11 protein-coding genes are annotated in these 13,283 nt (G+C 69.9%); 9 read left to right on the top strand and 2 right to left on the bottom strand.

Features of this window, described 5'->3' with window-relative positions; all coding sequences use genetic code 11:
* Positions 1–134: 134 nt before the first annotated feature.
* Complete coding sequence (locus ACFC1I_RS08725) at positions 135–1,181, bottom strand: substrate-binding domain-containing protein (protein ID WP_376007997.1); 1,047 nt, start codon at positions 1,179–1,181, stop codon at positions 135–137.
* A gap of 312 nt (positions 1,182–1,493) precedes the next feature.
* Between ACFC1I_RS08725 and ACFC1I_RS08720 the strand changes: the two genes are divergently transcribed.
* From ACFC1I_RS08720 to purU, 9 genes are all read left to right on the top strand, one after another.
* Positions 1,494–2,969, top strand: a complete 1,476-nt coding sequence (locus ACFC1I_RS08720) for a sugar ABC transporter ATP-binding protein (protein ID WP_376007995.1) — start codon at positions 1,494–1,496, stop codon at positions 2,967–2,969.
* Positions 2,970–3,115: 146 nt separating this feature from the next.
* Entirely contained in the window at positions 3,116–4,075 is a 960-nt protein-coding gene (locus tag ACFC1I_RS08715; RefSeq protein WP_376008043.1) for an ABC transporter permease, read from the top strand.
* An 86-nt stretch (positions 4,076–4,161) separates the two neighbouring features.
* Positions 4,162–5,343, top strand: coding sequence for an ROK family transcriptional regulator (locus ACFC1I_RS08710; RefSeq protein ID WP_376007993.1), 1,182 nt, complete (start codon positions 4,162–4,164; stop codon positions 5,341–5,343).
* A gap of 248 nt (positions 5,344–5,591) precedes the next feature.
* Positions 5,592–5,831: a twin-arginine translocase TatA/TatE family subunit gene (locus tag ACFC1I_RS08705; RefSeq protein WP_376007991.1), complete on the top strand. Its 240-nt coding sequence runs from the start codon at positions 5,592–5,594 to the stop codon at positions 5,829–5,831.
* Positions 5,832–5,892: 61 nt separating this feature from the next.
* Entirely contained in the window at positions 5,893–6,645 is a 753-nt protein-coding gene (gene tatC, locus ACFC1I_RS08700) for a twin-arginine translocase subunit TatC (protein ID WP_376008041.1), read from the top strand.
* Positions 6,642–7,064, top strand: a complete 423-nt coding sequence (locus tag ACFC1I_RS08695; protein ID WP_376007989.1) for a Sec-independent protein translocase TatB — start codon at positions 6,642–6,644, stop codon at positions 7,062–7,064. Before tatC ends, ACFC1I_RS08695 begins: the two co-directional genes overlap by 4 nt.
* A gap of 251 nt (positions 7,065–7,315) precedes the next feature.
* Complete coding sequence (locus ACFC1I_RS08690; RefSeq protein ID WP_376007987.1) at positions 7,316–8,482, top strand: sugar phosphate isomerase/epimerase family protein; 1,167 nt, start codon at positions 7,316–7,318, stop codon at positions 8,480–8,482.
* A 132-nt stretch (positions 8,483–8,614) separates the two neighbouring features.
* The gene (locus tag ACFC1I_RS08685; RefSeq protein ID WP_376007985.1) at positions 8,615–11,368 is read left to right on the top strand and encodes a PQQ-dependent sugar dehydrogenase; all 2,754 of its coding nucleotides are present in this window, start codon (positions 8,615–8,617) and stop codon (positions 11,366–11,368) included.
* 198 nt (positions 11,369–11,566) lie between these two features.
* The gene (purU, locus tag ACFC1I_RS08680; protein ID WP_376007983.1) at positions 11,567–12,442 is read left to right on the top strand and encodes a formyltetrahydrofolate deformylase; all 876 of its coding nucleotides are present in this window, start codon (positions 11,567–11,569) and stop codon (positions 12,440–12,442) included.
* 33 nt (positions 12,443–12,475) lie between these two features.
* Here the strand turns inward: purU and ACFC1I_RS08675 are convergent, their stop codons facing one another.
* Positions 12,476–13,279, bottom strand: a complete 804-nt coding sequence (locus ACFC1I_RS08675; protein ID WP_376007981.1) for an IclR family transcriptional regulator C-terminal domain-containing protein — start codon at positions 13,277–13,279, stop codon at positions 12,476–12,478.
* Positions 13,280–13,283: the final 4 nt, after the last annotated feature.

Here is a 13,283-nt window from a genome sequence, read left to right as displayed (position 1 = left end):
AGGAAGCGTTAGCCTATCTGGCCCCCCGGGGGGGGGGGGGTGTGGTGTTTGTTGGTCAGTGGTTTTCCCTGGGGGGTTGGGGGGGGGGGGCGCCCGCGGGGGGGGGGCCCCCCCGCGGATCTCTGCCGGTCGGCTTACTCGAACGAGAGGCCGATGTACTGGTCGACGTTCTCCTTCGTGACGACGGGGGCGTCGAGCACGATCCGGTTCGGGATGCTGGGCGTGATCAGGTCGCTCATGGTCTTGCCCTGCGCGATGAGGCGAGCCAGCGCCACGCCGTCGGCGGCCTGCGTCGACGGGTAGATGACCGTGGCCTTGAGGACGGTGTCGTCGGCCTCGATGGCCTCCATCGCGCTCTTGCTGCCGGCGCCGCCGACCATGAAGAACTCGTCGCGACCGGCCGAGTCGATCGCGGCCAGCACGCCGACACCCTGGTCGTCGTCGTGGTTCCACAGCGCGTCGATCTTCGGGTTGGCCGAGAGCAGCTGCGAGGCGGCCGCCTCACCGCCGGCGACCGTGAAGTCCGCGGCCACGCGAGCCGAGACCTCGAGGCCGCAGTCCTCGAGCGCGTCGGCGAAGCCCTGCGAGCGGTCCTGCGTGAGCGGCAGCGAGTCGATGCCGGCGATCTCTGCGACGACGGCGTCGGGGTTGTCGCCCACCTGCGCGCAGATGTAGGTGCCGGCGCTGACGCCCATGCCGTAGTTGTCGCCGAGCACGGTGGCGCGCGCGGCGAACGGGCTCGAGAACTCGCGGTCGACGTTGATGACCGGGATGCCGGCCTCCATCGCGGCGATGGCGGCCTCGGTCAGCGCGGCGCCGTCGGTCGGCAGCAGGACGATGGCGTCCACGCCGTCGTTGACGAACGTCTCGACGGCGGCGATCTGGGCGATCGGGTCGTTGGTGCCCTCCGCCACGCGCAGCTCGACGTCGTCGAAGCTGTCGGCCGCGGCCTGCGCGCCCGAGTTGATCGCGCCGAGCCAGCCGTGGTCGGCGGCGGGGCCCGAGAAGCCGATGACGATCGTGTCGCCCGACGCGGCGTTCTCTTCGGTCGTCGTGCCCTGGTCGACGACGTTCTCCTCGTCGGCGCCCGAGCCGGTGCAGCCGGCGAGAAGCCCGATGGCCGCGATGACGGCGGTGCCGGTGAGGGCGATCCGGGTGCGCGCCTTCAGGTGTGTGCGCATGTTTCCTCCTTGAATGTGATGCAGCTTGGCCGCGTGGCTCCGCCGGGCAAGATGCCCGCATCCGAGGGGTCCACGCTGACGAGGTTCACCATAACAGAAGTGTTTCGCGATTTGCCATCTTTTGTTTTCTACTCGTCAGAAGTGGCTCTCGGGCCCTGATCCGGCCGAAGAACGGCCCCGACAGGCTCCGTGTGACGCATACACCCGGGCAAGCGGTCCACCGCATTGGCCCTCGCGGGCGCGTCGCGTCCGTGTTATGTTCGGCGAGTGATCAAAGTTGACCATCAATCGGCATTACTCGACGTCAGAGGCGTGACGAAGTCCTTCGCGGGGGTTCAGGCGCTGCGTGGCGTGGACCTGCAGGTCCTTCCCGGTGAGGTCCACTGCGTGCTCGGCCAGAACGGCGCAGGCAAGTCGACGCTCATCAAGACTCTCGCGGGCGTGCACCGACCCGACAGCGGCGAGATCGCGTGGCTCGGCGAGCCGGTCGAGATCCCCAACCCGGAGTCGGCCATCGATCTGGGCATCGCGACGATGTACCAGGAGCTCGACGTCGTCGACGGTCTCACCATCGCCGAGAACATCTTCCTCGGCCACGAGCTCGCGCGCGGCGGCTTCACCCGGCGCTCGGAGGCGGCCAAGCAGACGCGGGAGCTCCTGCGCCGACTGGGTCACGCGAACCTCTCGCCGCACACCGAGGTGGGAAGCCTCAGCGCGGCCAACAAGCAGATCGTGTCGATGGCGCGGGCCCTCTCCCACGACATCAAGCTCATCATCATGGACGAGCCGTCCGCCGTCCTCGACACCGAAGAGGTCAAGAACCTCTTCCACGTGGTGCACGAACTCACGTCCGAAGGCATCGCCGTCGTGTACATCACGCACCGGCTCGAAGAGATCCGCCAGATCGGCGACCGCATCACGGTCCTGAAGGACGGACGCACCACCGCGGTGGGCCTGCCCGTCGCCGACACCCCGACGTCGGAGCTGATCCGCCTGATGACCGGCCGCGAGGTCGCGAACGTCTTCCCCCCAGCTGTCGCCATCCCCGCCGAAGCGCCGACGATCCTCGAGGTCGACGGCCTCGGGCTCGCCGGGGTGTTCGAAGACGTCTCGTTCAGCGTGCGCGCCGGCGAGATCGTCGGCCTGGCAGGCCTGGTCGGCTCGGGCCGGTCCGAGATCCTCGAGACCGTCTACGGCGCGCACCGCGCCACCGCGGGGACCGTCAAGGTCGCCGGCACCCAGCTGCGGCGCGGCTCGGTCGTGCACGCGGTGCGCGCCGGCGTCGGGCTGTCGCCCGAAGAGCGCAAGAGCCAGGGGCTGGTGCTCGACGAGCCGATCTTCGTCAACGTCACGCTGTCGTCGGTGTCGCGGTTCGCGAAAGCGGGATTCCTCGACGAGCGCGCCGAGCGCAAGATCACGCGCGAGCAGATCGATGCCCTCGAGCTGCGCCCAGCCGACCCCGACCGCGCGGCGATCACCCTCTCGGGCGGCAACCAGCAGAAGATCCTCCTCGCCCGCTGGCTCGTGCACGGCACCCGGGTGCTGCTGCTCGACGAGCCGACCCGCGGCGTCGACGTCGGCGCACGCGCCGAGATCTACGCCCTCATCCGCCGGCTCGCCGCCGCCGGCAACGCGGTCGTGATCGTCTCGAGCGAGATCGAGGAGGTGCTCGGCCTGGCCGACACCGTCCTCGTCGTCGCCGACGGCCGCGTGCTCGAAACCCTTCCCGCCTCCCAGATCGACGAGCACGGTGTGCTCGATCTCGTCATGAAAGGAACCGCCGCGTGAGCGAGCAGACTGGACTCAATGGGGCTCCGCCCCCCGCCCCCGGCGCGCCGGCGCGATCCCAGGGGACCGCCGGCGTCGCCACCGCCGGCGAGGCGCCGCCGCCCGCCGGTGGACCCGGCTCGTCCGGCAAGTCCGCGTTCCAGCGCGTGCTGTCGGGCTCGGTGGGACGCAACCTCGGCCTCGTGCTGGCCCTCGTGATCCTCATCGTGATCGGCGCCGTCACGGCGCCCGACACGTTCCCGACGGTGAACACGATGCTCACGATCCTCCGCCAGGCGTCGATCATCGGCGTCATCAGCATCGGCATGACCCTCGTCATCATCGCCGGCGGCATCGACCTGTCGGTCGGGTCGGTGATGGGCCTGGCATCCGTCGTCGCGACGCTCGCCGCGATCCAGGACCTCGCCGATCAGATGCACTGGATCGTCATGGTGGTGATGGCGCTGCTCGTGGGAGTGGCCGCCGGCCTCATCAACGGCATCGTCATCGCGTATGGAAAGGTCGTCGCCTTCATGGCCACCCTCGCCATGCTCGTCGCCGCCCGCGGCCTCGCCGAGATCCTCGCCGAGCGGCGCACGCTCCAGGTGGGCGACCGCGACTTCATCACGTTCATGAACCTCGACATCATCGGCGTCGACATGCTCATCTGGATCTTCGCGATCGTCGCGGCGCTCGGCTGGGTCCTCCTCAACCGCACCACCTTCGGCCGGCGCACGGTCGCCATCGGCGGCAACCGCGAGGCCGCGCGCCTCGCGGGCATCAACGTGAAGCGTCACCTGATGTGGCTCTACGCGATCTCGGGACTGTGCGCGGGCATCGCCGGCGTCATGATCGTGGGCCGCACGACCGCCGGCAGCTCGACCAACGGCACGCTGTACGAACTCGACGCCATCGCCGCGGTCGTGGTCGGCGGCACGCTCCTCGTCGGCGGGCGCGGCACGATCACCGGCACGGTGTTCGGCGTGCTCATCTTCGCCACGCTCACGAACGTGTTCGTGCAGAACAACCTGAACTCGTCGGCGCAGGCCGTCGTCAAGGGCGTCATCATCGTCGTCGCCGTGCTGCTCCAGCAGCGCTTCGCGAAGCCCACCGGGCGATCGAGTTAGAAGTTCGCCCGAAAGGAGCCCGTGACCGGCAGAAGTCTGTCGACTTCTGCCGGTCAGCTGCATGATGTACTGAGGAAGTGAGACCAATGACGACGGAATCCCCCGCTTCGGCGATGGGTGTGAGCCAGCTGTTCCAGCTGCTTCGCGACGGTGTGCCGCGCACGCGCGCAGAACTGGCGAAATCGACCGGTCTGGCACGATCGACGATCGCGGCCCGCGTCGACGAGCTGATGCGCATCGGCCTGATCACCCCCGTCGCCGACGGCGTCTCGACCGGCGGCCGGCCGCCGTCGCAGTTCGCCCTGAACCCGGCCGCAAAGGTCGCTGTCGCTGTCGACCTCGGCGCATCGCACGCGACGGTCGCGATCACCGATCTGACGGGCTCGATCATCGCGGAGCACTCCGAGCCGCTCGACATCAGCCTCGGTCCCGTGCCCGTCCTGGAATGGGTCGTCTCGGGTGCGAAGGACCTGCTCGACCGCAATCACCGCGCGGTCGCCGACATCGCCGCCGTCGGCATCGGCGTCCCCGGCCCGGTCGAGCACGAGACGGGCCAGCCCGTCAATCCGCCGATCATGCCGGGGTGGGACCACTTCGACATCCCCGGCTGGGTGCAGCAGCACCTGCCGGTGCCCGTCCTCGTCGACAACGACGTGAACATCATGGCGCTCGGCGAACGCGCCGTCGCGTGGCCCAACGTCGAGCATCTGATGTTCGTCAAGGTGGCCACCGGCATCGGCTCCGGCATCATCTCGGGTGGCCTGCTGCAGCGCGGCGCCCAGGGCATCGCCGGCGACATCGGGCACGTCCAGGTCGCGCGCGGCGCCAATGTGCCCTGCCAGTGCGGCAACCGCGGCTGCCTCGAGGCCCTCGCCTCCGGCCCCGCCCTCGCGCGCGCCCTCCGCGAGGAGGAGGTGGAGGCGTACACCGGTCGCGACGTCGTCGATCTGGTCAAGCGCGGCAACATCGACGCGATCCAGGCCGTGCGCCAGGCCGGGCGCGACATCGGCGAGGTGCTCACGGCCTGCGTGAGCCTCATGAACCCGTCCGTCATCGCGATCGGCGGCTCCATGGCCCAGGTCGGCGAGCACCTCATCGCCGGCGTCCGCGAGGTGGTCTACACGCGCTCGACGCCGCTCGCGACGAAGCACCTGTCGATCGTGCAGTCCCTCGCGGGCGAGAAGGCCGCCGTGATCGGGGCGAGCATGCTCGCGGTCGAGCACGCCCTCTCCCCCGAAGCGCTGAGCGCGGGACTCGCGCTCAGCTGACCTGCGCCGTCCCAGGAGCACGCCGAGAGGCGTGCTCCTCGGCGTGCCTGCGTCCGGATCTTCTGTCGACGCTCACGCAAAACTCGCATGAGAACTTTCACATTATTGAATTGCACCGTGCATCTTGTTTCTTCGCGATGTAGGCCAATAGGCTCCGAGCACTACTAATGGCCTTGGGGGAGTCACGCGTGGTGCGCTCGACGCATGCCACCGCTCTGCCCCGACATGGCGCCCAAAGGAGGGCACTCATGCTTCATGGACTGACCGGCTGGCACCTCATCATCCTTCTCGTCGTGATCCTGCTGCTGTTCGGAGCTGCGAAGCTCCCGGCGCTGGCGAAGAGCGTCGGCCAGTCGGCCCGCGTGCTCAAGGGCGAGATGAAGGCGATGAAGGCCGACGACGCGGCCGACGTCCCCGCCGACGCGGGCTCCGCACCGCCCGCGAAGGACGCGACCGGCGTCTCAGGCTCCGTCCCCACCGCCTCCTGAGCCCGCCGTGGTCGCGATCGACCGTCCCGTGACGCCTCCCCGCGTCCGGGACGACAAGCGGATGACGCTCGGCGGTCATCTCGCCGAGCTGCGGCGCCGGCTGCTCGTCGCGGCCGCCGCCCTGCTCGCGGGCATGATCGTCGCCTTCGTCCTGACGGACCCGATCATCTTCGTCCTGACCGAGCCCATCCGCGCCGTCGCCGAGGCCCGCGGCGACGACTTCGCGGTGCTGAACTTCGAGACGATCACGAGCGCGTTCGATCTGCGCCTGCGCATCGCCTTCTCGATCGGCCTCCTCCTGTCGGCGCCGGTGTGGCTGTGGCAGGCGTGGGCGTTCCTGATGCCGGGCTTGAGCAGGCGCGAGATCCGGTACACGGTGGGATTCCTCGCCGCCGCGATCCCGCTCTTCTTCGCCGGGTGCGCTGCCGGGTGCCTCATGATGCCGCACATCATCGAGATGATGGCGACATTCGTCCCCGAGCAGGGCGCGCAGTTCTATACGGCGAGCTACTACTACGACTTCGTCTTCAAGCTGCTGATCATCGTCGGCATCTCGTTCGTGCTGCCGGTCTTCCTCGTCGCGCTCAACCTCGCGGGCGTGGTGACGGGCCGCACGATCCTCAGAGGATGGCGGGTCGCGATCCTGGTCGCCACGGTCTTCGCGGCGGTGGCCACGCCTGCCGCCGACGTCGGGTCGATGCTCCTCCTCGGAGGCATGCTCGTGGCCCTCTTCTTCGCCGCGGCCCTGCTGTCGCTGCTGTTCGACCGCCGCAGGGCCACGCGGGCTGCGGCGTCGGAGGCGAGGATCGCATGACCTTCGGACTCACGATCGAGAAGCTGGTCATGATCGCCTTCATCGCGGCGATGCTGATCGGGCCGACCCGTCTCCCCGCCTACGCGGCCGCGCTGGCGCGGACGGTCCGCCGAACGCGGGAGTTCCTCCGCGACACGACGGATCGCGTCAAGGGCGACCTCGGCCCCGAGATCGGCGACGTCGACTGGCGCTCGCTCGATCCACGCCGTTACGACCCCCGCCGCATCGTGCTGCAGGCGCTCCTCGACGACGACACCCCCGGCCCGGGCGCCACGCGGGCGATCGACGGCGATGCCGACGGCGGTCGTGGCAACAACGATCCCCGGCCGAACGGGTACACGCCGCAGCGGTACACCCGCGCCATCGCGGCGGCCGAGAGCGCCTCCATCGAGGAGTCGGCCGGGCCACCGGGCCGCTGAGGCCCGCACGTCCACCCGCCGTCGCCGGCGGGAGATACCTTTTGCCCTGCATCGGCAAAAGTTGTCTGTTCGACACTAAATTGACGCTTGCCAGACGCACAATTTGTGCCATAACGTGCAACATGATTCGAAGTCGCAAGACGACAAGACCTTGCCGGGTCGAGCCAGACCCGGCGGAGGAGACAGTGCCTCGCAAGGGCACCGTTCGCGGGCAGAGCCCGTTCCACCCCAGGGAAATGCAAGGGAGCATGATGGACGACATCACCTATCAGGCCGAAGAGGACGCCCGCGTCCTCGGAGGCAAGCTCGGTCTCAGCCGGCGGCAGCTGCTCGCCGCCACGACCGGAATGGCGGCCGCGGCGGCGTTCGGCCTCGGCACGGGACACGCGCACGCGGCGACCGGCGCCACGGCGGCGGCAGCTGCTGCGGTGAAGACCGGCCCGGGCGGCGGCAACGGGGTGCTGGTGCCCCCGGGCAAGCGCGGGATCATCCTGTACACCGTCCGCGACGCGATCAGCCGCGACCCGAACACGACCGACCTGCCGTCGGGCTTCAAGGAGGTCTTCGCCGAGCTGTCGCGGATCGGCTACAAGCAGATCGAGTTCGCGGGGTTCGGCCAGAGCGCGAACGCCGAGGGCGGCAACGTCAACAACGTCGCGGGTGCTCACCTGCTGCGGACGTGGCTCGACGACAACGGCCTCGAGGCCGAGGGCAACCACGGCTCGATCCCCTCGACGATCACGGATGCCACCCTCGCGCAGTTCGACGCCGCGTGCGAGATCGCCAACATCCTCGGGTTCGGCCACATCGGCACGGGCAACGACCCGACCAGCAGCGCATACCTCTCCGACTGGCAGGCGGCCGCCGAGCGCTGGAACATCCTCGGCGCCCGCGCGGCGACGCACGGCCTGAAGCTGTACACGCACAACCACGACACCGCGTACAACTTCCTGCTGGACAGCGGGCCCGCCGACGCGGCCGGCCGCCCGACGCGCTCGAGCGGCGTCCGGCGCCTGGAGTGGTTCCTGCAGAACACCGACCCGAACTACGTCTGGCTCGAGATGGACATCTACTGGGCCCACGTGGCGCAGTACCGGTTCCGCCAGTTCACGGCGGCGGACGGCACGCTCGTCGACAACGTCTTCGACCCGGCGGGCCTCGTCGCCGCGCAGACGAACCGCTTCCCGCTGTTCCACGCCAAGGACGGCATGTTCACGCCGACGGGGTACTCGATCACGCCGTTCGGTCAGGGAAACATCGACTACAAGACGTTCTTCCAGCGCGTGGGCGCCAAGGGGTACCACAACTCGATGTACGAGCAGGACAACGCGGCGACGGTGCCGGCTCCGGCAGCGCCCGACCTGTCGCTGCGCAACGCCGCGACGTCGTTCGCGCACATGGCGTCGCTCCGCGGCTGAACCGACGCACGCCGGCCGATCCCCCGGCCGGCGTGCGGGGGTGGGCGGCTCCGGCCGCCCACCCCACCGGTCCCCCGAGGACCACCACTCCAGAAACGGATCCCGCCACCCCACATCCGACTGGAGCAGTACATGCGCAACGCAGCGCCACGCACCGTGGCACTCGCGACGGGCCTTCTCGTCGCAGCATCCCTTGCCGTCGCCGCACCGGCGACCGCACACGAGGGCCATGACCACGGAGACGAGATCTCCGCGACCACCTGGGCCAACTACGAGCGGACGACGCTCACCAAGGACGTCGGCGAGGGCATCGACCTCGCCGTCATGCCCGACAAGCGGGTGCTGCACACCACGCGCGGCGGCCAGGTGCGCCTGACCGATCCCGCCCAGGGCACCACGACCGTCGTCAACACGATCGACGTCTACTCGAACTCCGAGGACGGCCTGCAGACCGTCACCCTCGACCCCGACTTCGCGAACAACAAGTGGGTGTACCTCTACTACGCCCCGCGCGAGATGGTCGCGCCCTACCCCGCCACGACGGCCACGGGCTCGGCGCCGAACACCCTCCCGGCCGGGGCTGACGCCTCGTACTGGAACCAGTGGCTCGGCTACAACCAGCTCAGCCGGTACCAGTGGGACGACGCCGCCGGCGCGCTCGACCTGGGCACCCGGCAGGACATCATCCGCGTCGAGGTCCAGCGCGGCCAGTGCTGCCACGTCGCCGGTGACGTCGCGTTCGACAAGGACGGCAACCTGCTGCTCGCGACGGGCGACAACACTCCGGCCGGCACGCCGGGCGCCAACGGGTTCGCCCCGATGAACGACCGCGTCGGCTACAACCCCGGCTTCGACGCCCGCCGCGGCGCGGGCAACACGAACGACTTCCGCGGCAAGATCCTCCGGATCGACGTGCAGGCCGACGGCTCGTACACGGTGCCCGCGGGCAACCTGTTCGCTCCCGGTACCGCGAACACGCGGCCTGAGATCTTCGCCATGGGTCTGCGCAACCCGTTCCGCATCGACGCGGACCCGGTGACGGGCGCCATCACGTGGGGCGACTACGGGCCCGACGCGGGCACGGCGAACGCGCAGCGCGGCCCGATGGGCTACGTCGAGTGGCAGTCCACGACGGTGCCGGTCAACGGCGGATGGCCGTTCTGCCACGGCCCGAACGCGAACTACAACGATTGGGACTACGAGCTCTCGGTCCCCGGCGCCTGGTACGACTGCGAAGGCACGCTCGTCAACAACAGCCCGTACAACACCGGGCTGTCGACGCTGCCCACCTCGACGGCGCCGCAGCTGTACTACGGCGACACCCCGACGCACCAGCCGTGGCCGGAGTTCGGCTCGGGCGGCCAGGGCCCCATGGGCGGACCGACCTACCGCTACGACGCCGAGAACCCGGCGACGACGAAGTTCCCGCAGTCCTGGGACGGCAAGAGCTTCATGGGCGAGTTCTCGCGCGACCGCGTCTTCGTCTTCTCGCAGGACGACCCCGACGGCGAGGTGAAGCGCATCCAGGACTTCCTCCCGAACTCCGCGCTGAACGCCGCCGGCATGCCGGTGTGGGACAACCCGATCGACATGGAGTTCGGCCCCGACGGCTCGCTCTACGTGCTCGACTACGGTGACGGCTTCTTCCGCCCGAACCCCGACGCGGGCCTGTACCGCGTCGACTACGTCGAGGGCACGAAGGGTCCGCGCGTCGATCTCACCGCGTCGGTCACATCGGGCCAGGGCCCGCTCACGGTCGACTTCTCGGCCGCGAACTCGACCCACCCGAACGGCCTCGCGCTGAGCTTCGCGTGGGACCTCGAGGGCGACGGCACCTTCACCCCCGGTGACGCGACCGCGTCGCACACCTACACCGAGGACGGCCAGTTCGCCGCCCGCGTCCAGGTGACCGATGCGTCGGGCCGCGTCAGCCTCGCGTCGGTGACGATCACGGTCGGCAACACCGCGCCGGTGGTCGAGATCGTGACGCCCGCCAACGGCGCGTTCACGGATTGGGGCGACAAGGTCGCCTTCGAAGTGAAGGTGACGGATGCCGAGGACCAGACGATCGACTGCAGCCGCGTGCTGTGGAGCTACGGCCTGGGCCACGACAACACGCACACCCACCCGCTGTTCACGGGGTCGGGCTGCACGGCCGTGATCGAGACGGCGCTCGAGGCGGGTCACGGCGAGACCGAGAACATCTACGGTCAGATCGGCGCCTCGTACACGGACGGCGGCGGCGCGGTCGCGCCGGCCCTCGTCGGTGACGACGCGGTGCTGCTGAACCCGCGCGACCTCGAGGCCGAGCACGCCGACGCCCGCACCGGCGGCACGTCGGTCGCCGAGGATGAGCACGCCTCCGCCCACGGCAAGCTGGCGGGTCTGGTCGCGGGCGAGTCCCTCACCTACGACCCGATCAACCTCGGCGGGATCACCGGTGTCGAGCTGCGCGCGGCCGGCGTCGGCACGGTGGAGCTGCGCTGGAACGACGCGAACGCCACGCCGTTCGCGAAGATCCCGGTGAACTCGGCCACGTGGTCGTCGGTGGCCGTGCCGCTCGTCTCGATCCCGGAGGGGACGGGCAAGATCGTCGTCACCTCGAACGGCGGGCTCGAGCTCGACAAGTTCACCTTCACGACGAGGATCGAGGACCTGAAGGCGGCGCTGGCCGAGCTGAAGGCCGCGGGCAAGGTGACCAACGGCGCCCTGACGTCGCTGGGCATCCGCCTCGACCGCGCCCTCGCGGCGCAGGCCGCCGGTGACGGCGCCAAGGTGCTGAGCGAGCTGACCTTCGTCGAGCGGCAGATCCCCGAGCGCGTCGAGAACCGCGAGGCGCGCGCGCTCCTGCAGCGCAACGTGGCGGCGGTGATCGCCGAGCTGTAGCGATCACCTCGTCGGACAGGCCGGGTGCGGCCGGAAACACACCTTGGCGGGATCCGCCGGCCGCACCTCGACTCAGCCGGGTCGTGCTCTTCGGAGCACGGCCCGGCTCTCTGCGCGGGTGCCGGCTCTGCGCGGGTGCTGGCTCCGCCCGGTAACCGGCGAGACGCGGCGTTTCCTCGCACAGGGCAGAATCGAACAATGCCCGACTCCCTGCACTTGAATCCCGACCACGCCTGCCTCATCGTCCACGGCAGCGACCAGCCGGGGATCGTGGCGGCGGTCTCGGCGATGATCACGCGCATCGGCGGCAACATCGTCGCGTTCGACCAGTACTCCGACAACCCCGAGGGCGGCGCGTACTTCCAGCGGGTCGTGTTCCACCGGCCCGGTTTCGCGGCCGACCGCCCGCGCATCGAGGACGAGATCGCCCAGACCCTCGCCGGGTTCGACCTGGAGTGGTCGCTCACCGACCAGTCCGTGCCGAAGCGCATGGCGATCCTGTCGTCGAAGCAGGACCACTGCCTGCTCGACCTGCTGTGGCGGCACCGCCGCGGCGACCTCCCGGTCACCGTGCCGATGGTGATCTCGAACCACACGACCTCCGCCGAGGACGTCCGCTCGTTCGGCGTCCCGTTCTTCCACGTGCCGGGCGTCGCGGGCCCCGACAAGTCGGCGTCTGAGGCGAAGATCCTCGAGCTGCTGCGCGGGAACGTGGACTTCGTGGTGCTGGCGCGCTACATGCAGATCCTCTCCGGCGACTTCCTCAAGGAGCTGGGCGTGCCGGTGATCAACATCCACCACTCGTTCCTGCCGGCCTTCATCGGCGCCGAGCCGTACAAGAAGGCGAAGGAGCGCGGCGTCAAGCTCATCGGCGCCACCTCGCACTACGTCACCGACGACCTCGACGAGGGTCCGATCATCGAGCAGGACACCGTGCGGGTGACCCACGCCGACTCCGCCGCCGAGCTCGCGCGCCGCGGCGCCGACGTCGAGCGCCAGGTGCTCTCCCGCGCCGTGCTGTGGCACGCCGAAGACCGCGTCATCCGTCACGGGAACCACACGATCGTCTTCTGAGACGGATGCCTCGGCCCGAGGCATCCATCCCTCTCAGACCAGGCGCAGCTCGGCCTCGGCCGCGGCGGCCGTGCGCCGCAGCGCAGGCAGGTGGTGCTCGAGCACGTGCTCGACCGAGTCGCGCGTCGCGCTGGTCGAGACGTTGACCGCGGCGACGACCTCGCCGCGCCGGCCGTGCAGCGGTACGGCGACCGACCTGAGGCCCGGTTCCAGCTCGCCGTCGACGAGCGAGAAGCCCTGCGCGCGCACGCGGTCGAACTCCGATCGCAGCTCGCCGGTGTCGGTGACGGTGCGCTCGGTGAGGGACGGGAGGGCGGATGCTGCGAGCAGCTCGTCGCGCGCAGCATCCGGCAGTCCCGCCAGCAGCACACGGCCCATCGACGTCGCGAAGGCGGGGAAGCGGGTGCCGATCGTGATGCGCACGCTCATGATGCGCCGGGTCGGAACGCGCGCGACGTACACGATGTCGCCGCCGTCGAGCACCGCGGCCGAGACGCTCTCGTTGACCTCTCGTGAGAGTCGCTCGAGGTGCGGCTGCACGATCTCGGGGATCGACAGTGCCGAGAGGTAGCTGAACCCGAGCTCGAGCACGCGCGGCGTCAGCGCGAAGGTGCGGCCGACGGCGGCGCCGGCGCCCGCACCCGCCGAGGGGCTCACGTACCCGAGCTCTTCGAGGGTGCGCAGGAACCTGCCCGCGGCCGCGCGCGTGATGCCGGCCCTGCGGGCGACGTCGCTGAGCGTCAGCTCGGGGTGCTCCGCGTCGAACGCGCGGATGACCGCGAGCCCCCGCACCAGCGACTGGACGGTGTCGCCGGCACGGCCCGCGTCGTCGGTCACCCGT

It is taken from the genome of Microbacterium sp. NPDC056044 (assembly GCF_042267145.1).
Taxonomy (GTDB): domain Bacteria; phylum Actinomycetota; class Actinomycetes; order Actinomycetales; family Microbacteriaceae; genus Microbacterium.
This window is presented reverse-complemented; position numbering and strand designations above follow the sequence as displayed.